16 protein-coding genes are annotated in these 22,670 nt (G+C 69.1%); 3 read left to right on the top strand and 13 right to left on the bottom strand.

From position 1 onward, the window contains the following. Nucleotides 1-49: 49 nt before the first annotated feature. From dxs to ACFCZ1_RS06600, 12 genes are all read right to left on the bottom strand, one after another. On the bottom strand, nt 50-1,966 hold the full coding sequence (gene dxs, locus ACFCZ1_RS06655; RefSeq protein WP_376677273.1) for a 1-deoxy-D-xylulose-5-phosphate synthase: 1,917 nt from the start codon (nt 1,964-1,966) through the stop codon (nt 50-52). Between the two features lie 228 nt (nt 1,967-2,194). Further along, a complete protein-coding gene (locus tag ACFCZ1_RS06650) occupies nt 2,195-3,484 on the bottom strand; it encodes a sugar ABC transporter permease (RefSeq protein ID WP_376677399.1) in 1,290 nt (429 codons plus the stop codon). Nucleotides 3,485-3,510: 26 nt separating this feature from the next. Continuing rightward, entirely contained in the window at nt 3,511-4,299 is a 789-nt protein-coding gene (locus ACFCZ1_RS06645) for an ATP-binding cassette domain-containing protein (RefSeq protein WP_376677272.1), read from the bottom strand. 158 nt (nt 4,300-4,457) lie between these two features. Further along, on the bottom strand, nt 4,458-5,570 hold the full coding sequence (locus ACFCZ1_RS06640; RefSeq protein ID WP_376677271.1) for a sugar ABC transporter substrate-binding protein: 1,113 nt from the start codon (nt 5,568-5,570) through the stop codon (nt 4,458-4,460). Between the two features lie 118 nt (nt 5,571-5,688). Beyond that, the gene (locus ACFCZ1_RS06635; protein ID WP_376677270.1) at nt 5,689-6,903 is read right to left on the bottom strand and encodes an ROK family protein; all 1,215 of its coding nucleotides are present in this window, start codon (nt 6,901-6,903) and stop codon (nt 5,689-5,691) included. A 635-nt stretch (nt 6,904-7,538) separates the two neighbouring features. Continuing rightward, nucleotides 7,539-7,907: a cytochrome C oxidase subunit I gene (locus ACFCZ1_RS06630; RefSeq protein ID WP_376677269.1), complete on the bottom strand. Its 369-nt coding sequence runs from the start codon at nt 7,905-7,907 to the stop codon at nt 7,539-7,541. Nucleotides 7,908-7,912: 5 nt separating this feature from the next. Continuing rightward, nucleotides 7,913-9,646: a cytochrome c oxidase subunit I gene (ctaD, locus tag ACFCZ1_RS06625; RefSeq protein WP_376677268.1), complete on the bottom strand. Its 1,734-nt coding sequence runs from the start codon at nt 9,644-9,646 to the stop codon at nt 7,913-7,915. A 222-nt stretch (nt 9,647-9,868) separates the two neighbouring features. Next, nucleotides 9,869-10,804, bottom strand: a complete 936-nt coding sequence (locus ACFCZ1_RS06620; RefSeq protein ID WP_376677267.1) for a carbohydrate ABC transporter permease — start codon at nt 10,802-10,804, stop codon at nt 9,869-9,871. A gap of 13 nt (nt 10,805-10,817) precedes the next feature. Further along, nucleotides 10,818-11,762, bottom strand: coding sequence for a carbohydrate ABC transporter permease (locus ACFCZ1_RS06615; protein ID WP_376677266.1), 945 nt, complete (start codon nt 11,760-11,762; stop codon nt 10,818-10,820). 19 nt (nt 11,763-11,781) lie between these two features. Next, the gene (ngcE, locus tag ACFCZ1_RS06610; RefSeq protein WP_376677265.1) at nt 11,782-13,209 is read right to left on the bottom strand and encodes an N-acetylglucosamine/diacetylchitobiose ABC transporter substrate-binding protein; all 1,428 of its coding nucleotides are present in this window, start codon (nt 13,207-13,209) and stop codon (nt 11,782-11,784) included. Between the two features lie 297 nt (nt 13,210-13,506). Next, nucleotides 13,507-16,221 carry an aconitate hydratase AcnA gene (gene acnA / locus ACFCZ1_RS06605; protein WP_376677264.1) on the bottom strand — a complete coding sequence of 905 codons (2,715 nt, stop codon included), beginning with the start codon at nt 16,219-16,221 and terminating at the stop codon, nt 13,507-13,509. A 155-nt stretch (nt 16,222-16,376) separates the two neighbouring features. Beyond that, nucleotides 16,377-17,381: a LacI family DNA-binding transcriptional regulator gene (locus ACFCZ1_RS06600; protein WP_376677263.1), complete on the bottom strand. Its 1,005-nt coding sequence runs from the start codon at nt 17,379-17,381 to the stop codon at nt 16,377-16,379. A gap of 84 nt (nt 17,382-17,465) precedes the next feature. Between ACFCZ1_RS06600 and ACFCZ1_RS06595 the strand changes: the two genes are divergently transcribed. Beyond that, on the top strand, nt 17,466-19,367 hold the full coding sequence (locus ACFCZ1_RS06595) for an amidohydrolase (protein WP_376677262.1): 1,902 nt from the start codon (nt 17,466-17,468) through the stop codon (nt 19,365-19,367). A 127-nt stretch (nt 19,368-19,494) separates the two neighbouring features. Here the strand turns inward: ACFCZ1_RS06595 and ACFCZ1_RS06590 are convergent, their stop codons facing one another. Further along, on the bottom strand, nt 19,495-20,358 hold the full coding sequence (locus ACFCZ1_RS06590; RefSeq protein WP_376677261.1) for a haloalkane dehalogenase: 864 nt from the start codon (nt 20,356-20,358) through the stop codon (nt 19,495-19,497). A 97-nt stretch (nt 20,359-20,455) separates the two neighbouring features. On the opposite strand from ACFCZ1_RS06590, the gene ACFCZ1_RS06585 reads away from it, so the two are divergent. Both ACFCZ1_RS06585 and ACFCZ1_RS06580 read left to right on the top strand, forming a co-directional pair. Continuing rightward, nucleotides 20,456-20,938: a MarR family winged helix-turn-helix transcriptional regulator gene (locus ACFCZ1_RS06585; protein WP_376677260.1), complete on the top strand. Its 483-nt coding sequence runs from the start codon at nt 20,456-20,458 to the stop codon at nt 20,936-20,938. A gap of 57 nt (nt 20,939-20,995) precedes the next feature. Continuing rightward, a complete protein-coding gene (locus ACFCZ1_RS06580) occupies nt 20,996-22,525 on the top strand; it encodes a helix-turn-helix domain-containing protein (protein WP_376677259.1) in 1,530 nt (509 codons plus the stop codon). Nucleotides 22,526-22,670 lie beyond the last annotated feature (145 nt).

The following is a 22,670-nucleotide window of genomic DNA, read 5'->3' as shown; positions in this document are numbered from 1 at the left end:
CCGGCCCGTGACGTGCAACCGCGCGGCGATCTAGGCGCCGGTGTCCGGCCTAGTCGACGGTGGCGGCCGGCTCGCTGTCGTAGCGCCCGTCCAGCTTGGCCACCAGGCCCGTGACCTGCCGGGCGATGTCCGGAGCGGTCAGCCCGATCTCGGCCATGACCTCCTTGCGGGAGGCGTGGTCCAGGAAGCGCTGCGGGATGCCGAAGTCGCGCAGCGGTACGTCGACCCCCGCGTCCCGGAGCGCCTGCGAGACCGCGGAGCCCACGCCGCCGGTGCGGCCGTTGTCCTCGACGGTGACGACCACGCGGTGGCGGTCGGCGAGCGGGGCCAGGGCCTCGTCCACGGGCTTGACCCAGCGGGGGTCCACGACCGTCGTGGTGATGCCCTGCTTGTCCAGCAGATCGGCGATCTCCAGGCACATCGGGGCCAGCGCGCCGACGGAGACGAGCAGTACGTCCGGCCGGGTGACTTCGGGGGCCGGGGCGCGCAGCACGTCCATGCCGCCGACGCGGCCGACGGCCGGGACGGCCGGGCCGACGACGCCCTTGGAGTAGCGCACGACGGTCGGGGCGTCCTTGACCAGGACGGCCTCGCGCAGCTGGGCGCGCAACTGCTCGGCGTCGCGGGGGGCGGCGAGCCGCAGACCGGGTACGACCTGCATGATCGACATGTCCCACATGCCGTTGTGGGAGGCGCCGTCGGTGCCGGTGACACCGGCCCGGTCCAGGACGAAGGTGACGCCGCACTTGTGCAGGGCGACGTCCATCAGGACCTGGTCGAAGGCGCGGTTGAGGAAGGTGGCGTACACCGCGAAGACCGGGTGGGCGCCGCCGGTCGCCAGGCCCGCCGCCGAAGTGGCGCCGTGCTGCTCGGCGATGCCGACGTCGAAGATCCGGTCGGGGTAGGCGTCCGCGAACTTCTTCAGGCCCACCGGCTGGAGCATGGCCGCGGTGATGGCGACGATGTCCTTGCGCTCCTTGCCGAGCTTGACCATCTCGTCGGCGAAGACGGAGGTCCAGCTGGCGGCGTCGGTGGAGACGGGCAGGCCGGTGTCCGGGTGGATCACGCCGACCGCGTGGAAGCGGTCCGCCTCGTCCTGGACGGCCGGCTCGTAGCCCCGGCCCTTCTGGGTGAGGCAGTGCACGATGACCGGGCCGCTGAAGCGCTTGGCGCGCTGCAGGGCGGACTCCAGGGCCTCGATGTCGTGGCCGTCGATGGGCCCGATGTACTTCAGGCCCAGGTCCTCGAACATGCCCTGCGGGGCGATGAAGTCCTTGAGGCCCTTCTTGGCACCGTGCAGGGTCTCGTAGAGCGGCTTCCCGACGACCGGGGTGCGCTCCAGGAGGTCCTTGCCGCGGGCCAGGAAGCGCTCGTAGCCGTCCGTGGTGCGCAGTGTCGCCAGGTGGTTCGCGAGGCCGCCGATGGTGGGGCCGTACGAACGCTCGTTGTCGTTGACGACGATGACGAGGGGGCGGTCCTTGGCGGCGGCGATGTTGTTCAGCGCCTCCCAGGCCATGCCTCCGGTCAGCGCACCGTCGCCGATGACGGCGGCGACGTGGTGGTCCGCGCGGCCGAGCACCTCGTTGGCCTTGGCGAGGCCGTCGGCCCAGCCGAGCACGGTGGAGGCGTGCGAGTTCTCGATCACGTCGTGGTCGGACTCGGCGCGCGAGGGGTAGCCGGAGAGGCCGCCCTTGGCGCGCAGGTTGCCGAAGTCCTGACGGCCGGTGAGCAGCTTGTGGACGTAGGCCTGGTGGCCGGTGTCGAAGAGGACCTTGTCCTTGGGCGAGTCGAAGACCCGGTGCAGGGCGATCGTCAGTTCGACCACCCCGAGGTTGGGGCCGAGGTGCCCGCCGGTCTTGGAGACGGCGTCGACGAGGAAGGACCTGATCTCGGCCGCGAGCTGATTGAGCTCCTCCTGGCTGAGCAGGTCCAGATCGCGCGGTCCCTTGATGCGGGGCAGCAGCACCCGTGCCTCCTTGCAGTTGCTTGCTGGTCTGACGAGTCTAATGTTCCGCTCGCGGGTGCGGTCATCGGGCCGTCCCCGGTGAGTCACACCTTTGTCATACATGAACACACCCTCACGAGGTCACACATCACAAACAGGCGTATACCCGCACAGGCGTACGTACATATGTACGCACGGATGCCCGGCGCCACGCGAAGTGGCACCGGGCATTGTGACGGGTCTTACCGCTTAGGCACGTCCGGCCGTCTTCTGGGTCTTGCGCGTGATCGAGTCGATCACCACGGTGGCCAGCAGTACGGCACCCGTGATCATGTACTGGATCGGGGTCGCGATTCCCTCCAGGGCCAGACCGTACTGGATCGAGACGATGACCATGACGCCGAGGAGGGCGTTCCAGGTCCGGCCGCGGCCACCGAAGAGGCTGGTGCCGCCGATGACGGCCGCCGCGATCACGTTCATCAGCAGGTCGCCGGCGCCGGCGCTCTGGTTGGCGGCCGCGATCTTCGAGGCCCAGAACAGACCGCCGATGGCGGCGAAGGTGCTGGAGATCGCGAAGACCGTGATCCGGATCCGGGTGACGTTGATGCCCGCGCGGCGGGAGGCCTCGACGCTGCCGCCCAGTGCGAAAACGTTTCGTCCGAAGGTCGTGCGGCGGAGCAGGAAGTCCGTGACGACCAGGGCCAGCAGGAAGAGCACCACCGCGAGCGGCAGGCCCTTGTACTGGTTGAACAGCACCGCGGGGCCGAAGGCGACCAGCGCGAGCAGGCCGGTGCGCAGCAGGATCTCGGCGAGCGGCCGGGAGGGCATCCCGGCGGCCTCGCGGCGCTTCGCGTCGAAGAATGCCGCGAGGAAGTAGCCGGCCACCGCCAGCGCGGCCAGCCCGTAGGCGACGGCCACGTCCGAGAAGAAGTACGTGGTCAGCTGGCCGACCACGCCGTCGGAGTCGATGTTGATCGTGCCGTTGCTGCCGAGGATCTGCAGCATCGCGCCGAGCCAGAAGAGCAGGCCCGACAGGGTGACGGCGAAGGCCGGGGCGCCGATCCTGGCGAAGAAGAAGCCGTGGATGCAGCCGATCAGGGCGCCGCCGGCGATGGCCGCCAGGATCGCCAGCCACTCGTTCACGCCGTGGGTGACGGCGAGGACGGCGACGATCGCGCCCGAGACGCCGCTGACCGAGCCGACCGAGAGGTCGATCTCACCGAGCAGCAGCACGAAGATGATGCCGATGGCGATCATGCCGGTGCCGGTCATCGTGATCGCGATGTTGGTGAGGTTCTCCGGGGAGAGGAAGTTCGAGTTCAGCCCCTGGAAGATCGACCAGATGACGATCAGGCCGATGACGACCGGGAGGGAGCCCAGGTCGCCGGCCTTCATCCGGCGCTTGAACTCGCCCACGTACCCGGCGAGGCCCTCCTCCCTGACGAGCAGCCGGGGGTCCACGGCCGGGATCGCGTCGTGCGCGGCCGCCGGGTTGACCGGGTCGATGTGCTCCTGCTGGTCGGCGGGGCCCTTGCCCAGTGGATCGGTGGCGGGGTTCTGGGTACTCACTTGCCGGCCTCCGAGGTGCGGGCCGCCCGGCGGGTCACGGCGTTGTCCGTGGCACCGGTGATGGCGGAGATGATCTCTTCCTGCGAGGTGTCGGCGACGTTGAAGACACCGTTGTTGCGGCCGAGCCGCAGGACCGCCACCTTGTCGGCGACGGCCTTCACATCGGCCATGTTGTGGCTGATGAGGATGACGGCGTGGCCACGCTCCCGCAGCCGCTCCACGAGGTCGAGAACCTGTGCGGTCTGCTCGACGCCGAGGGCGGCGGTGGGCTCGTCGAGGATGACGAGCTGGGGCTCGCCCAGCATGGAGCGGGCGATCGCCACGGTCTGGCGCTGACCGCCGGAGAGCGAGGCGATGGGGATCCGGACACTGGGGATCCGGATGGACAGGGTGGTCAGGAGCTCGCGGGCGCGCCGCTCCATCTCCACCTCGTCGAGGACGCCACGGCGCTTGAGCTCGCGGCCGAGGAAGAGGTTGCCGACGACATCGATGTTGTCGCACAGCGCCAGGTCCTGGTAGACCGTCGCGATGCCCAGGTTCTGGGCGTCGTGGGGCTTGCCGATGGAGACCGGACGGCCTTCCCACTCGATGACGCCGTCATCGATGGGGTGCACGCCGGCGATCGTCTTGACCAGCGTGGACTTTCCGGCGCCGTTGTCGCCGACCAGGGCGACCACCTCACCGGAGTGGATCTCGAGTTCTACGTCGGTCAGGGCCTGAACGGCGCCGAACCGCTTCGAGACCCCTCGCAACGCCAGCACGGGCGCAGCGGACACATGAACCATCTCCTTCGCCGCCTGACCGGCGGGGATGTCGTGCAAAAGAGCAGGAGCGGGGCGAATGGGGGAACGTTTCTGCCCGGCGCCCCGCCAGTGGCGGGGAATGAGGGGCGGGGCGCCGGTCAGGCACGGGGGGCCGCCTCGCGAGGAGGCGGCGGGGGCCGCTACTTCAGGCCGATGGCGGCGCAGGCCGCCGCGTACTTGTCGGTGCAGATCTCGTCGACCGTGTAGACGCCGTCCTTGACGACGGTGTCCTTGATGTTGCCCTTGGTGAGCGAGACGACCGGGATCAGCACGGAGGCGATGCCCTTGGCGGACGGGCTGTCCACCGTGGAGGTGGTGACGCCGTCGAGCTTCTCCTTCTTGGCGAGGGCGACGGCCATCTTCGCGGCGGCCTCGGCCTCGGGGGCGTACGGCTTGTAGACGCTCATGAACTGCTCGCCCGCGACGATCCGCTGCACACCGGCGAGTTCGGCGTCCTGGCCGGTGACCGGCGGCAGGGGGGAGACGCCGGCACCCTTGAGGGCCGTGATGATGCCGCCCGCCATGCCGTCGTTGGCGGAGTAGACGCCGATGACCTTGTCCTTGCCGAGCGCGGAGAGCGCGGCCGCCATGTTGGTGTTGGCGTTCTCCGGCTTCCACTCGACGGTGTCGTACTCCTTGCCGACGTTCACCTTGCCGTCGAGGACGGAGTGCGCACCGGACTTGAAGAGCTTGGCGTTCGGGTCGGTGACCGAGCCGTTCATCATGACGATCTGGCCGTCCTTGGCCTTGTCGCCCAGCGCCTCCAGCAGGGCCTTGCCCTGGACCTTGCCGACCTCTTCGTTGTCGAAGGAGGTGTAGGCGTCGATCGGGCCCTCGGCCAGACGGTCGTAGGCGACGACCGGGATGCCGGCGTCCTTGGCCTTCTTGACCGAGCCGGCAATGGCCTTCGAGTCCACCGCGTCGACGATCAGGACGTCCACCTTGTTGGTGATCATCGTGTCGACCTGCGAGTTCTGCGTGGTGGCGTCCTGCTTGGCGTTGGCGTAGACGACCTCGCCCTTGCCGCCGGTGAGCTCGGCGACCTTCTTCTCGATGAGCGGCTTGTCGAACTTCTCGTAGCGCGCGGTCTGGTTCTCCGGCAGGAGCAGACCGACCTTGATCGCGTCACCCTTGGCGGCGCCGGACTCCTTGGTCTTGTCGCCGGCCTCCTTGGCGCTGCCACAGGCGGCGAGGGAAACGGCCATGGCACCGGCGGCAACGGCTACAGCGGTTCTGCGCATACGCGTGTTCATTACTTGAACCTCCCTGACGAGGCCGCAACCCTGCGGCCGAGGTGGATGTGAGTCAACCCCGGCCGCAAGTTTGCCGTCAAGGAGTGAATCCTTAACGAGATGACAACGGTGCCATCCGTTATCTAACTGAAGACATGGCGGCTGAAGCACGCACTCCACTTCCATGATCTGACAAAAGTGTCGAATCGCCCATTTCACTGAGCACCAGAGCCAGCGCGCCGAGCACCTCGGCCCGCCCTCCCAGTGACCCTGTCAGCACCGACAACTGGCGCGCCGCGCTCGGAATCGCGTACCTCCCGACTGATTCACGGATCGGCGCCAGGACGAGTTCACCCGCCTCCGCCAGGGAGCCGCCCAGGACCACCCTGCTCGGGTTCAGGAGGTTGCACAGACTGGCCACGCCGCTGCCGACGTGGCGGCCCACGTCGGTGATCACGCGGCGGCAGCCCGGGTCCCCCTCGCGGGCCAGTTCGACCACCCGCTCCATCGTCAACTCCGGTCCGTGGCTGCCCTGGAGCAGCGGAAGCACGTACCGGGCCGCGGCGAAGGTCTCCAGGCAGCCGCGGTTCCCGCAGCGGCAGACGGGACCCGATTCGTCGAGGGTGATGTGCCCGATCTCGCCGGCCGTGCCGCCGGGGCCGCGGTAGATCTGACCGTTGATCACCAGCCCCGCGCCGACGCCGCTGGCGACCTTGATGTAGGCGAGGTCTTTTACTCCCCGCCCGCTCCCCCAAACGAGTTCACCGAGGGCCCCGAGGTTCGCGTCGTTGTCCACGTACACGGGTACGCCGAGGCGCTGCGAGAGTTCCTGGCGGGGGTTGATGCCGGCCCAGCCCGGGAGGATCGCGGTCGAGCCCAGGGTCCCGGATTCCACGTCGATCGGGCCCGGGACGCCGAGGCCGACGCCGATGACCTTGTCCAGGCTCACCCCGATGCCCGCGATCAACCGTCCGACCAGTGCTTCCGCCCGGTCGAAGCCCTCCACCCAGGAGGCGTCCACGTCGAGCGGCTCGGCCTCCTCCGCCAGCACCTGGTGGGCCAGGTTCCCGACCGCCACCCGCAGGTGGGTGTGGCCGAAGTCCACGCCGATCACGATGCCGGCGTCGCCGCTGAGCGACACGCTGCGGGCCCGCCGGCCGCCGGCCGAGGTGTCGGTGACCTCGACGGTCCCGCCGTCCTTGAGCTCCCGGACGATGTTGGAGACCGTGGCCGCCGACAGTCCGGTGGCGCGGGCGATCTCCGCCTGGGTCAGTGACCCCGCGAGGCGCACCGCCCGCACGACCCGTTCGAGATTCGCGCGATGTAGCGAAGACTGCGATCCGGGCGTCTGCACGACTCATCCACTCCTGCCCATAAGCGACGGCCAGCCGTCGCCCCCGGCCGGGGAACGTCGCGGCTGCGCTCGCTCCGAGACCCCGGCGTCTCTCCAACTTGTGAACCTTAAGTCGAGCCTTTGTCCCTCGACACGTCAAGAGGCTGACACGGCACGAATCGGCCGCTATCGGCCACAAGGGGAGAGAACGGTCCGTGTGATCGCGCTACGGTCGCCGGGGCGCCGGTCCTCAGCGGCCTTTCCGGCCGGACCTGGCGCTTTGTAATGACGGCGCTACGCGAGGAGATGTTCGGGACGGGTGCCGGGCCAAATCCTCTCAGCGCTGCCCGCGTCGGCTGATCCGTTAGGCTGACCTCGCTTCCCCTTCCCCCGCATGTCTGCCCCGGCTCTTGCCCGCGTCACCCATGCCCACGCGTCGGCGGCCACACCACGGGCTTCCTCGGCGGCGGGCCGTCCCCCGCCCGGTCAGCATCGCCGGCGGTGTGACGGCGACCGGTGGCGGCCGGCCCTGCGGCAGGCGCGGGACCGGGGAACCCGGTACCAGGACGCTCCCAGCTGCAGCCACACGACGACTCGGCGGGCCGGGCGTGGCACGCCGAGGGACCTGAGCCCCGCGAGCCGGCCGGTTGCCGGGCTCAGCTGCGAAGCAGGAGCAGCACGGGGCACGCGGCGGTGGTCGCGATGACCGCCAGGGCCAGAGCAAAGGTGCGCAGCCGCAGGGTGCGGTAGCGGTCCTCGTATTCCGCGCGGAGCTGAGTGCAGCGATGGGCGAGGTGGCGGGTCGTCGCCTTTGCCGTCTCGATGCGGGTGCCCGCGTAGAGGCGTTCGAGTTCTTGTCGTTCGTTGGTGGTCAGCCAGGTGAGTTGGTCGCAGAAGGCGACGGCTTCGCGGTGGGCCCGGGTGAGTTCGTTCTGCCAGTAGAGGTAGCCGTCCAGGCTGCGCAGGCCGTCCTTGACGGACGCTGCCGGTTGGCCGCCCGAGTCGTTTGCCGCCGACGCGTCCATGGCGGTCACCGCTTGCCGCCGCCGGCGCCCGCCCCGGAGGCGCCGGAATGGTCCTGTACGTGATCGAGCTGGGAGATGTCCGGGTGGTGCAGGTCGAACGCCGGGGACTCGGAACGGATCCGCGGCAGGGTGAGGAAGTTGTGCCGCGGCGGCGGGCAGGAGGTCGCCCACTCCAGCGAGCGGCCGTAGCCCCACGGGTCGTCGACCTCGATCTTCTTGCCGTACTTCGCCGTCTTCCAGACGTTGTACATGAAGGGAAGCAACGACAGGCCGAGCAGGAACGAGCTGATCGTCGAGATCGTGTTCAGGGTGGTGAAGCCGTCGGCGGCGAGGTAGTCCGCGTAACGACGCGGCATGCCTTCCACGCCCAGCCAGTGCTGCACCAGGAACGTGCCGTGGAAGCCCACGAACAGCGTCCAGAAGGTGATCTTGCCCAGGCGCTCGTCCAGCATCTTGCCCGTGAACTTCGGCCACCAGAAGTGGAAGCCGGCGAACATCGCGAAGACCACGGTGCCGAAGATGACGTAGTGGAAGTGCGCGACGACGAAGTACGAGTCGGAGACGTGGAAGTCCATCGGGGGCGAGGCCAGGATGACGCCGGTCAGACCACCGAAGAGGAAGGTGACCAGGAAGCCGACCGTCCACAGCATCGGGGTCTCGAAGGACAGCGAGCCCTTCCACATGGTGCCGATCCAGTTGAAGAACTTCACACCGGTCGGCACCGCGATCAGGAAGGTCATGAACGAGAAGAACGGCAGCAGCACACCGCCCGTGACGTACATGTGGTGCGCCCACACGGTCACCGAGAGGCCGGCGATCGCGATCGTCGCCGCGATCAGGCCGATGTAACCGAACATCGGCTTGCGCGAGAAGACCGGGATCACTTCGGAAACGATGCCGAAGAACGGCAGGGCGATGATGTACACCTCTGGGTGCCCGAAGAACCAGAAGAGGTGTTGCCACAGCAGCGCGCCGCCGTTGGCCGCATCGAACACGTGCGCACCGAACTTGCGGTCGGCCTCCAGCGCGAAGAGCGCGGCGGCCAGCACCGGGAAGACGAGCAGGACCAGGACAGCGGTCAGCAGCACGTTCCAGGTGAAGATCGGCATGCGGAACATCGTCATGCCGGGCGCGCGCATGCAGATGATCGTGGTGATGAAGTTGACCGAGCCGAGGATCGTGCCGAAGCCCGAGAAGGCCAGACCCATGATGCCCATGTCGGCGCCGATGCCGGGCGAGTGCACCGCGTCCGACAGCGGCACGTACATGAACCAGCCGAAGCTGGGAGCGCCGCTCGGGGTGAGAAAGGAGGCCGCCGCGATCAGCGAGCCGAACAGGTAGAGCCAGTAGGCGAACATGTTCAGTCGCGGGAACGCCACATCGGGCGCGCCGATCTGCAGCGGCATGATCCAGTTCGCGAAGCCCGCGAACAGCGGGGTGGCGAACATCAGCAGCATGATCAGGCCGTGCATGGTGAAGGCCTGGTTGAACTGCTCGTTTGACAGGATCTGCGTGCCCGGACGGGCCAGCTCGGCGCGCATGAACAGCGCGATGATGCCGCCGACGACGAAGAACGCGAACGACGTGACCATGTACATCGTGCCGATGGTCTTGTGGTCGGTGGTGGTCATCCACTTCACGACGACATTGCCCGGCTGCCTGCGCCTTAGCGGCAGCTCGTTCTCGTACGAGGCTTCATCCGGGGCGGTACCCCGGGGCGGTTGCGAAAGGACTCCCACGCGAACTCCTGGTCACTTCGTCATCGGTGCGGACCGCGCCGGCCTGACCAGCGACGGACCGGCCGACGGGTGACCACGCGCGCGGCGACTCTGCCCCACGGCCGCGGCCCGCGCCGCGTCGGCACGCCGAAAACGCACGGAATGGCACCCGATGGGCGCCTCGGCGTCGGCAGAAGGCGGCGAGGCCCCGCCGCGCGGCGGGCCTCCTTGTCGTCGAGCCAGCTACTTGAGGGTGGCGGAGGTCAGGCCGGCCTGGATCTGGCGCTGGAAGGAGAGGTAGACCGCCAGCATGGGGATGATGGCGATGGTGGCGCCGGCGAACAGCACCGGCAGGTCGGTCTCGTAGCCCATCTGGTACTGGAGCTGGATGAGCCCTTGCGTGAGCATGTACCGCTCGGGCTCGCCGCTCGTCTGCGGCTGCATCAGCACGGCGGGCAGGATGTACTGGTTCCACTGGCCCAGGACGTTGAAGATCCCGACGCTGATCAGGCCGGGCTTGGCCATGGGCAGCATCACCTGGAAGAAGATCCGGGTGTCGGAGGCCCCGTCGATGACCGCCGCCTCGTGTATCGCCGTGGGCAGCGTCCGGAAGAAGGAGTGCATGAAGAAGACGGTGAACGGCATCGAGTAGGCGACGTACACCAGGATCAGACCCTGGTAGGTGTTCAGCATGTCGAAGCGCTTGACCATGAAGAACAGCGGTACGAGCGCCAGGAACACCGGGAACATCGCCCCGCTGACGAAGAAGTAGTAGATGACCCGGTTTCCCCTGAAGGGGTAGCGGGCGAGTACGTAGGCGGCCATCGAGCCGAACAGCATGGTCAGCGGGACCGAGAACACCAGCACGATGAGGGTGTTGGCGAAGTAGCCCCCGATGCCCTTCTCCCAGGCCCGGCCGAACGCGTCGAAGTGCCAGTTCGAGGGCCAGCTCAGGGCCGAGCCGCCGATCTGCGCGTCCGTCTTGAAGGAGCCGAGCGCGAGCCAGATCAGGGGCAGCACGATCATTATCGCCCAGAGGACGAGGAAGCCGTGCGAGAAGACGTTGAGGACCATGCCCTCGGAGCGCCGCTGGTCCCGCTCCCCCGTCCGGCCCGGTTTGCCGGACCGCTCCGCGGCGGCTTCGCCCGGAGCCTTGATCACTGTGGACTCTGCGGTCATCGTGGAACTCCTCTCAGAACTCGATGCGCTCGCGGCGGGTGGCGCGCAGCGTGATGATGGAGAGGATCATGGTCAGGGCGAGCATGACCACGCCCATGGCACAGGCGTAGCCGCTCTTGCCGAAGTACAGGAAGTTGCGCATCAGCACTGTCGACATGACCTCGCTGTGGTGGTCGGGTCCGCCGCCGAACTGGCCCGAGGTCATGGTCGACACCAGGACGAACATGTCCATCGCGGCGATGCCCAGATAGACCGCGGACGTCTGCACAGAATCCCACAGCAGCGGCAGGGTGACCCTGAAGAAGGTCTGGGCGCGCCCGGCGCCGTCGAGCAGCGCGGCCTCGTAGATGTCCTTGGGGACGGACTGCATGGCCGCGGAGAACAGGACGAGGTAGAAGCCGACTCCGTGCCAGACGACCACGAACAGCAGGGCCCACAGGACGAAGTCGGGCTCGTTGAGCCATTCGACGGGGTGCTGCGCGTCGATCAGGCCGATCTTGGTGAGGAAGCCGTTGAGCAGGCCGCCCTCGTCGCTCCGGTAGATCGCGCCGAAGAGCACGGAGAGGATGGCGAGGGAGAGCACCTGCGGGAAGAAGTAGACGATCTTGTAGACGCGCGATCCGCCGACGCCCCGCACTCCGCCGGCCCCGCTGCGCCCGCCGGCGTTCACCATGAAGGCGAAGAAGAGGGCGAGCAGGATGGTGACGACCGGGACGAACACCAGGAGCAGCAGGTTGTGCCAGAGGGCGCCGCGGAAGACCTCGTCCTTCAGCAACGTCGCGTAGTTGTCCGTGCCGACGAAGTCGAACGTCGGGGACTGGCCGCTCCAGTTGGTGAAGGAGTAGCCGAACGTCTGTACGTACGGCCAGATGACGAAGGTCAGGTACAGCGCGAGGGGCGCGACGAGGAAGCCGGTGATGAAACCGGCCCGCCCCTTGCGCTGGGCTACATGGCTCATGGTGTCCGTCCCTGCGGTGTCAGGCGCGCTTGTTGTTCTTGGCGTTCGGGTCCTTGGCCGCCTTGTCTACCGCAGCCTGGGCCCGCTTGATCCACTCCTTTGGCTGGATCCGCTGGGCCATCAGCTCATTGGACGCGTTCTGGATCTCGGTGTCCATCTCGCTGTACCAGTCGGGGTAGCGGTAGCTGAAGGTGTTGCTCCCCGCCGCCTTGAGCGCCTCCACCGCCGACTGGGTGCCCGGCCGCAGCTTGACGCTCGGGTCCACGCCGTCCTTGACGACGGTGAGCGAGTTGGCCTGCTGGGCGAAGATCGTCGACCATTCGCGGGACAGCATCGAGCGGAGGAACTCCATGCCCGCCGCCTTGTTGGCGGCCCTCTCCGGCACGATGAAGGGCTCGTCGACACCGGCCCGGATGGCCTCGAAGGGCAGCTTGCTGTCGGCGAGCAGCGGCATCGGCAGGAACTTCATGTCGAAGTCCTCCGGGGTCTGCTTCAGCTGCTCGTTCTCCAGCCAGGAGCCGGAGGGGATGAACGCGGCCTTGTACTGGTTCCAGGCGGTCTGGGACTCCGTGTGGGTGAGGCCGTTGGTGCCCGGCATCAGCAGGCCCTTCTCGACCACCTCGTACACCGCCTCGACCGCGGCGAGGGCGGCCGCGTTGCCCTCGAAGGCGTTCGGCTCCAGGTTGTCGATCGCCTTCATGGCCTCCAGACCGCCCTTCTTGGCGATCAGGTCCATGATGACGACGTTGATGTAGTACGGGAACTTGCCCTGGTGGGCGAGGCCGCCGATGCCCGCATCCCTGGCCTTGGTGCAGACGGCCAGGAACTCGTCCCAGGTCTTCGGCGGCGCCCAGCCCTTCTCCTTGAAGAGCTTGCCGGAGTACCAGAAGCCGAACACGGCGTAGACGTACTTCAGCACGACGAACTTGCCGCCCTGCAGCCCCTGTTCGTAGGCACCCTCGACCAGCGTGTCGCGCACCTTCTTGGTCGGGTCGTCGAGCGAGGGCGCGTCGAGCACGGCGGTGAGGTCGGCGAGCTGGCCGCCCTTGGCGAGCACGTCCAGCTTGATCTGCTGGGCGCCGGAGTCGTCGACGACGTCCGGCGGGTTGCCGCCGTTGAAGCGCGGCTGGAGCTTGGCGGTGATCTCCTGGGTGCCCAGGTGGTTGCTGGTGGTGCCCCACTTCTTGTCGAAGGCGGCCTCCCAGGCCTTCGCGTAGTCGTCGCCGAAACCGCCCTTGAAGACGACGACGTCCAGCTTGCCGCCCTTCGCGACGCCGAAGGGGTTCTCCTTGGTCACGGCGCCCTTGTCGGGGCCCTTCGTGGAGTTCTCCCCACCCCCCGAGGCGCAGGCGGACAGGAAGCTCATCGTCGGCACCGTGATCAGTCCGAGTGCTGCGGAGCGCTTGATCAGATCACGGCGCCCGAGGCCCTCACCAGTGGATCCCATGCTCATGTCCTCGCCTTCGTCGGAAGTGTGAAGGAAGCCGGAGAGTCACGGCGTCGCCGCGCATGCGGACATCACCGCAGGTCCCCGCCCGTCCCCCGGTCCGGAGCCGATCGCATCGCGGTGATCCGGACGGGCACAGGTATAGTCCACTTCCGCTCGTGTGAGCAAGATCATGCACACGTATGGCCGCCAGTTTTTCCGAGTTGAGACCTGTCTGTCACCTGGGTTCGCCGCCGGACAAGCGGAAGGGCCGCACCCCCTTGACGGGGATACGGCCCTTTGGTGCCGATGGCGTGCTTAGCCGCGGATCAGGTTGCGGAGCACGTACTGCATGATGCCGCCGTTGCGGTAGTAGTCCGCCTCGCCCGGCGTGTCGATGCGGACGACCGCGTCGAACTCCACACCGGTGTCGGTGGTCACCTTGACGGTGCGCGGGGTGGTGCCGTTGTTCAGCTCCTCCACACCGGTGAAGGCGAAGGTCTCCTCGCCGGTGAGGCCCAGGGAGGCCGCCGTGGCGCCCTCGGGGAACTGCAGGGGCAGGACGCCCATGCCGATCAGGTTGGAGCGGTGGATGCGCTCGTAGGACTCGGCGATGACGGCCTTGACGCCGAGCAGCGCGGTGCCCTTGGCGGCCCAGTCGCGGGACGAGCCCGAGCCGTACTCCTTGCCCGCCAGGATGACCAGCGGGATGCCGGCGGCCTGGTAGTTCTGGGAGGCGTCGTAGATGAAGGAGACCGGCGCGCCGTCGACGGTGAAGTCGCGGGTGAAGCCGCCCTCGGTGCCCGGCGCGATCTGGTTGCGCAGGCGGATGTTGGCGAACGTACCGCGGATCATGACCTCGTGGTTGCCGCGGCGGGAACCGTACGAGTTGAAGTCGCGGCGCTCGACGCCGTGCTCGGTGAGGTACTTGCCGGCCGGGGTGTCGGCCTTGATCGCACCGGCCGGGGAGATGTGGTCGGTGGTGACCGAGTCGCCCAGCTTCGCCAGCACGCGGGCGCCGGCGATGTCGGAGACCGGGGTGGTCTCCATGGTCATGCCCTCGAAGTAAGGGGGCTTGCGCACGTAGGTCGACTGCGGGTCCCACTCGAAGGTGTTGCCCGTCGGGATCGACAGCGCCTGCCACTGGGCGTCGCCCGCGAAGACGTCCTGGTAGGACTTGCTGAACATGTCCTCGCCGATGGCGTTCGCCACGACGTCGTTGACCTCGGCCTCGGAGGGCCAGATGTCCGCGAGGAAGACCGGCTTGCCCTCGGTGTCGACGCCGATGGCGTCGGTGGTGATGTCCACCTTCATGGAGCCCGCGATGGCGTACGCGACGACCAGCGGCGGGGAGGCCAGGTAGTTCATCTTGACGTCGGGGTTGATGCGGCCCTCGAAGTTGCGGTTGCCCGAGAGCACCGAGGTGACCGCGAGGTCGTGCTCGTTGATCGCCTTCGAGATCTCCTCGTCCAGCGGACCGGAGTTGCCGATGCAGGTGGTGCAGCCGTACCCGACGAGGTTGAAGCCCATCTTGTCGAGGTACGGGGTCAGGCCGGCCTTGTCGAAGTAGTCGGTGACGACCTTCGAGCCCGGGGCCAGGGTGGTCTTGACCCACGGCTTGCGGGTCAGACCCTTCTCGACCGCCTTCTTGGCCACGAGCGCCGCGGCGACCATGACGTAGGGGTTCGAGGTGTTGGTGCAGGAGGTGATCGCGGCGACGGTGACGGCGCCGTGGTCGATCTCGAAGGAGGTGCCGTCGGCCAGGGTGACCAGCGTCGGGCGGGTCGGCACGCCGTCGGTGGCGGCCGGGGCGTCGGACGCCGGGAAGGACTCCTTGCCCGCCTCGTCGTCGTCCTCGACGTAGTTGCGCACGTCCTGCGCGAACTGCTCGGCGGCGTTGGCCAGGACGATGCGGTCCTGCGGGCGCTTCGGGCCGGCGATGGAGGGGACGACCGTGGAGAGGTCGAGCTCCAGCTTCTCGGAGAAGTCAGGCTCGGCGGCCGGGTCCAGCCACAGGCCCTGCTCCTTGGCGTACGCCTCGACGAGCGCGACCTGCTGGGCGTCGCGGCCGGTCAGGCGCAGGTACTTCAGGGTCTCGTCGTCGATCGGGAAGATCGCGGCGGTGGAGCCGAACTCCGGCGACATGTTGCCGATGGTGGCGCGGTTCGCCAGGGAGGTGGCGGCGACGCCCTCACCGTAGAACTCGACGAACTTGCCGACGACGCCGTGCTTGCGCAGCATCTCGGTGATGGTCAGCACCAGGTCGGTGGCGGTGGTGCCGGCCGGCAGCTCGCCGGTCAGCTTGAAGCCGACGACGCGCGGGATCAGCATGGAGACCGGCTGGCCGAGCATCGCGGCCTCGGCCTCGATGCCGCCGACGCCCCAGCCCAGCACGCCCAGGCCGTTGACCATGGTGGTGTGCGAGTCGGTGCCGACGAGGGTGTCGGGGTACGCCTGGCCGTTGCGGACCATGACCGTGCGCGCCAGGTGCTCGATGTTGACCTGGTGGACGATGCCGGTGCCCGGGGGGACGACCTTGAAGTCGTCGAAGGCGGTCTGGCCCCAGCGCAGGAACTGGTAGCGCTCCTTGTTGCGGCCGTACTCCAGCTCGACGTTCTGCGCGAAGGCGTCCTTCGTGCCGAACTTGTCGGCGATGACCGAGTGGTCGATGACCATCTCGGCGGGCGAGAGCGGGTTGATCTTCGCCGGGTCGCCGCCGAGGGCCTTCACGGCCTCACGCATGGTGGCGAGGTCCACGACACACGGGACACCGGTGAAGTCCTGCATGATCACGCGGGCCGGCGTGAACTGGATCTCCTCGCTGGGCTGGGCCTGCGAGTCCCAGTTGCCGAGCGACCGGATGTGGTCGGCGGTGATGTTCGCGCCGTCCTCGGTACGGAGCAGGTTCTCCAGCAGCACCTTCAGGCTGTAGGGAAGGCGGGCGGAGCCCTCAACCTTGTCCAGCCGGAAGATCTCGTACGACTCGTCGCCCACCTGCAGCGTGCTGCGGGCGTCGAAGCTGTTCGCCGACACGACAGTCTCCTTCATGCATGAATTTCGCGCGTATGACCGCATCCTGCCGCCACGCCCCATGGCCAATCCGCTAAGGTAAGGCTAAGTTAGGTAACCCTTACCAGCGGGGGCGGCTGCGGTACGCCTTCGGCAGATATCTCGATGTCGAGATAACTCTAGTACATGTCCGGGGGCAGGGACGAGGCACGTACCCGCAGGCCCGCCGGGACGGTGCGCTGCCCCGGGGGTTCCGTATACCCGGATTCGATCAGTGTGACCAGCGCGGACATCGCCGACTCGGCAATCCGTTCGGGATTGAGGGTGACGGTGGTCACGGGAGGTTCGAGCGCCCCGTACGCCGGGTCCTCACTCGCGCAGACCAACAGGAGACCTCCGGGCGTACTGATTCCATGGCGCGCGGCGGCGGCCAGTACCTGACGGCCGCCCGGATCGTAGAGGGAGTAGACGGCGTCGGGGCGGCCGGGCGCGCCGAAGGCGCGGTCGAAGGCGCGGCCCTGGTCGTCCTCGGGGTGGAAGGGGACCACCAGCGGGGGCGTACCGCGCTCCGCGCACCAGTGTTCGTAGGCGGAGGTGACGGCCCTCGTGTAGTACTCCCGGCCGAAGCCGGAGTGCAGGGCTACGCGCCGGGCGCCGGACGCGGCGAGGTGGTCGAGCACCTCGCGGGTGGTGGCCTCGTGGTCGTTGTCCACCCACACGTCGTCGGGCCGGGGGTCGGCGGGCCGCCCGTCGAAGACCACGGGCAGGCCGCGCGCCCGCAGGGCCCGGAGCACCGGATCGTCCTGCGGGCTGTCGAGCAGCAGCATCCCGTCGACGGCCAGGGTGTGCCACAGGGGCTCGGCGCCGCGGTCCGCGGGCAGGCTGATCAGGGCGTATCCGTGGGAGTGGGCCACGGAGGTGGCGGCGGTGAGCAGCCGGGAGAAGTACGCGACGCCCGCGAAGTCCCAGGTCCAGTCGGCGTAGGTGGTGACGGCGAAGCCGAGGGTGCGGGTACGGGGACCGCGGTGGGCTCCGTAGCCGAGGGCGGCGGCCACCTCCCGGACCCGGCGGCGGGTGCCGTCGCCGAGGCGGCCGGTGCCGTTGAGGGCGTGCGAGACCGTCGCCGTGGAGACCTCCGCGGCGCGCGCGACATCGGCGATCGTCGGTCCGGGCACGCGGGCCATCGTACGGATTCCGTCGTCCGGGGTGGGTTCCGGTTACGGGGTTAACCAAAGAGTGTCCTGGCCACATCGACGATCGGAGTGGTCATGACGTCTTCTTCCCTGTCCCGGCGGGGCCTGCTGGCGGCGGCCGGGGCCGCCGGTGCGGCGGGTCTGCTCGGCACGGCGGCCGGCAGCGCCTCGGCGGCCCCCTCGGGGCGCGGCCCGGCGGCCCTGGTCATTCACCACGCGCGGGTGTTCAGCGGGGCCGGGACGGGCCGGCCGGCCGAGGCGGTGGCCGTCGGCCGGGACGGAACGATCCTGGCCACCGGGGAGAACGCGGCGCTGCGCCGATTCGTGGGACGCGGCACCGAGACGGTCGACGCGGGCGGCAACACCGTGATGAGCGGCATCCACGACGGGCACGTGCACCCGCTGGGCGCCGCGGACCGCTCGCTGCGGCCCTCGCTGGACGGGGCGCAGACCACCGTGGAGGAGCTGCGGGAGATCCTTGGCGGGTTCCTCGCCGACACCGGCGGCGCGGCGGCGGAGCCGGACCGCTGGCTGGTGGTGGAGGACTGGAATCCCGTCGGGCTGCTGCCGGCGGGGACCGAGGCGCACCACTCGGCGCTGGACGCGCTGGCGACCCGCCGCCCGATCGTCCTGGTCGGCGGCGACGGGCACAACCTGTGGGCGAACCAGCGGGCGCTGGACATCGCCGGAATCAGGGCCGACACCCCGGACCCGGTGGGCGGCAAGGTCGTGAAGGGGCCGGACGGACAGCCGACGGGCGTACTCAAGGACGACGCGCAGGGCCTGGTGAAGCGGCACGTCCCGGAGCCCTCCCGGGCCGAACTGGTCGCGGCCTCGGCCGGGGTGCTGGACCTGGCGGCCGCGAACGGGATCACGACGATGATGGACGCCCTGGTCGGGCGGCACGAGCTGGAGCTGTACCAGGCCCTCGCGGGCGCCGGGAAGCTGCCGCAGCGGATCGTGCCGGCGATCCGGCTGGACGCCGAGCAGGCCAAGGACCCGGCGGGCGCGCTGGAGTACGCGCGCGGCCTGCGGCGGGAGTTCGAGGGCGTGCGCGGGCTCCGGTTCGGGATGATCAAGGTGTTCCTGGACGGGGTGATCGAGTACCCGGCGCAGACGGCCGCGCTCCTGGAGCCGTACCTCGACGGTGCGGGCGCCCCGACGGACAACCGGGGCGAGCTGTACACCTCGGCGGCGGACTACGGCCGGCTGACCGCGGCCTTCAACACCGCCGGCTGGCAGATGCACGCCCACGGACTGGGCGACCGTGCGGTACGGACGGCGCTCGACGGGTACGCGTACGCGCGCCGGGCCACCGGGCAGCGCGATCCGCGCAACGCCATCGCCCACCTCCAGATCGTAAATCCGTCCGATCTGCGGCGGTTCGCCCAGTTGGGTGTCGCGGCCTGCATGCAGCTCCAGTGGGCGGCGAAGGACACCTGGACGATGGAGGCGCTGCTGCCGTACATCGGTCCCGGGCGGCACCGCTGGATGTACCCCGCCCGCAGCCTGGAGAAGGCGGGCGCGCGGCTGGCCGGCGGATCCGACTGGCCGGTGGACGCGCTCCAGGTGTGGAACCAGCTGCGGACGGCCGTCGACCGGCAGGGCGCGCAGGGCGAGGGCGAGCTGTACCGGGAGCTGGAGGGCCTGAGCCGTACGTCCGCCCTGCGCATGCACACGGCCGGTACGGCCTGGCAGCTGCGCCAGGAGGGGCTGACGGGCACGGTGGAGCAGGGCAAGGCCGCGGATCTGGTGGTGCTGGACCGGGATGTGACCCGTTGTCCGGTGGCCGACATCAGCGGCACCCGGGTGCGGATGACCCTGGTCGGCGGCCGGGTGGTGCACGACGCGCAGTCCGCGGCGGGCCGGGCGGCTTCGGCGCGGGCCGCGCGGGCGGGATCCGGGCCGCGCCCGGCCTCGTACGCGGCAGTGCACGGCGGGCGCCACCGGGCGTGCGGGTGCGGGAACGGGGCCTGAGCGGAGCCCGGTCGGGGCCGAGGCGGGCCAAGGCGGGGTCGATCCGGGGCGGGCGCCGAACCGAGCCGAGCCGAGGCGGGGCCGGCCGGGCCGTCAGAGCCGGGCCGGGGCGGGGCCGGGCGGACCGTCAGCCGAGGAGGTCATGCCTCAGGGCCCAGGAGTTGACGGCGGCGGCGATCTCCCCGGGCCGGTCCTCCGGGGCGAGGTGGGCGGCGGGGCCGCAGTACTCGGTCTCCAGCGCGGAGATGTTCTGCGCGCACCACGCGACCGTCTCGGCGCCGATCATCAGGGCGGGCGAGCCGTCGAAGGTGAGCAGCAGCTTGGGCACTTCCGGGCTGGCCGACAGCCAGGCGCCGTACGCCTCGACGACGGCGAGCACGTCGGCGGGCTCCCCGTCGATCGGCAGCGAGCGGGCCCACCGGAGCATGGGCAGCCGGCTCTCGCGGGTCGGGTAGGGCGCGGCGTACACGGCGCGGTCCGCCTCGCTGATCGGGTTCAGCACCGTCTGCCCGATGCTGTCCTCGATGAAGATGTTCCGGTCCAGGACCATCTCCTCCCCCACCCCGGGGGTACGTATCGCCTCGAACCGGGCGCGGGCGGCGGGCGGGTACTGCGCCCAGCCGAGCGGCCGCACGATGGTCTCCATGAAGGCGACGCCGCGGACCCGGCCGGGGTGGCGGGCCGCCCAGTCGAAGGCGAGCGCGCCGCCCCAGTCCTGGCCGACCAGCACCACCTCGCCGAGTCCGAGGGCGTCGAACCAGGCGTCCAGGTAGCGGGCGTGGTCCGCGAACCGGTACTCCCCGCCGGGCTTGCCGGAGCGGCCCATCCCGATGAGGTCGGGGGCCAGGGCCCGGATCCCTCCCCCGATCCGCGGGAGCACGCCCCGCCACAGGTGGGAGGAGGTGGGGTTGCCGTGCAGGAAGACGAACGGCACGCCTTCGCCGCGGTCCTCGTAGTACATCGTCGAGTCGAGCACGCCGGTCACGGGCACGGAAGGCCCCCTTCGAGAATCGTTCGTATGACTAACGTTGGTGACGCGAACGAAGCTATACCGTTAGTGGCACTAACGCAATGGCTACCATCGACCCATGACCACGGAAGAGAACGAGGCCGTGCCCGCGCGGCTGCGGAAGCTGCCCAGCCGCCTGCTGGGGCAGGCCTCGACGCACGCGCAGCGACTGGTGACCGAGAGCCTGAGTGGGGCAGATGCGCACAAATGGCACTACGCGGCCCTGGTCGCCCTGGAGGAGTCCGGGCCGGTGAGCCAGGCCGCGTTGAGCACCCGCACGGGCATCCACCGCAGCGACCTCGTCGCCGTCATCAACGAACTCGCCGAGCGCGAACTGGTGGAGCGGGCCCCTGATCCCGGGGACCGGCGACGCAACGTCATCACCCTCACACCGCTCGGCCGGCGGCGGCTGCGCACGCTGGAACAACTGCTCGACGCGGCCCAGGAGGAACTCCTGTCCCCCCTGTCCGCGCAGGAGCGGGACCAGCTGGTCCGGCTCCTCGGCCGGCTCGTCGAGCACCACGCCACCACCGGCCCCACCATGGGACCTGACGGTCGATAACACCCAAATGGACCACCCAGCTCGATCAACATCTCATATCTGAGATACGGTGCAGCCATGGCAGACGACTACCTCGTACGCATCGGCAAGCTCATCCGTGACGCCCGGCAGCACCGGGGCTGGACGCAGAGTCAGCTCGCGGACGCCCTCGGCACCAGCCAGAGCGCCGTGAACCGGATCGAGCGCGGCAACCAGAACATCAGCCTTGAGATGATCGCCCGCATCGGGGAAGCCCTCGACAGCGAGATCGTGTCCCTCGGCTACGCCGGCCCGATGCACCTGCGCGTGGTCGGCGGCCGTCGGCTGTCCGGTGCCATCGACGTCAAGACGAGCAAGAACGCCTGTGTCGCCCTGCTGTGCGCCTCCCTGCTCAACAAGGGCCGTACGGTACTGAGGCGGGTGGCCCGCATCGAGGAGGTCTACCGCCTCCTGGAGGTCCTGAACTCCATCGGTGTCCGCACCCGGTGGATCAATGACGGCGTGGATCTGGAACTGGTCCCGCCGGCCCGTCTCGACATGGAGGCCATGGACGCGGACGCGGCCCGCCGGACCCGGAGCATCATCATGTTCCTGGGCCCCCTGCTGCACCGCATGGACCACTTCCGCCTCCCGTACGCGGGCGGCTGCGACCTCGGCACCCGGACCATCGAGCCGCACATGATCGCCCTGCGCCGCTTCGGCCTGGACATCACCGCGACCGAGGGCATCTACCACGCGCAGGTCGCGGCCGGGGTGTCGCCGGACCGCCCGATCGTGCTGACCGAGCGCGGGGACACGGTCACCGAGAACGCCCTCCTGGCCGCCGCCCGGCACGACGGCGTCACGGTCATCCGCAACGCCTCCTCCAACTACATGGTCCAGGACCTGTGCTTCTTCCTGGAGGCCCTGGGCGTCAAGGTCGAGGGCATCGGCACCACCACCCTCACCGTCCACGGCATCCCCACCATCGACGTGGACGTGGACTACTCCCCCTCCGAGGACCCGGTCGAGGCGATGAGCCTGCTCGCCGCCGCGGTGGTCACGGAGTCGGAGCTGACGATCCGCCGGGTCCCGATCGAGTTCATGGAGATCGAGCTCGCGGTCCTGGAGGAGATGGGCCTCGACCACGACCGCTCGGCGGAGTACACGGCCGACAACGGCCGCACCCGCCTGGTCGACCTGACGGTCCGCCCCTCCAAGCTCGAAGCCCCGATCGACAAGATCCACCCGATGCCGTTCCCCGGGCTGAACATCGACAACGTCCCGTTCTTCGCGGCCATCGCCGCCGTCGCCCAGGGCCAGACCCTGATCCACGACTGGGTCTACGACAACCGGGCCATCTACCTGACCGACCTGAACCGCCTCGGCGGCCGCCTCCAGCTCCTGGACCCCCACCGCGTCCTGGTCGAGGGCCCCACCCGCTGGCGCGCGGCGGAGATGATGTGCCCGCCGGCCCTGCGCCCGGCGGTGGTGGTCCTCCTCGCGATGATGGCGGCCGAGGGCACCTCGGTGCTCCGCAACGTCTACGTCATCAACCGCGGCTACGAGGAACTGGCCGAGCGCCTCAACTCGGTGGGCGCCCAGATCGAGATCTTCCGCGACATCTGATCGGCGGGGTGTCGTGCCCTTTGGCGGCACGGGGCACGACACCTCAACATGCCAGCTGACCAGCGGATACCTACCTTCAATGACCTCCACTGATCACTGCTGCTTTTCAACACCTTGTGCAACGCACGTGCAAGATGATCTTGAA

The organism is Streptomyces sp. NPDC056224 (genome assembly GCF_042267665.1).
Taxonomy (GTDB): domain Bacteria; phylum Actinomycetota; class Actinomycetes; order Streptomycetales; family Streptomycetaceae; genus Streptomyces.
Note: the sequence above shows the minus strand (reverse complement) of the source record. Positions and strands in the feature narration are given on the sequence as shown.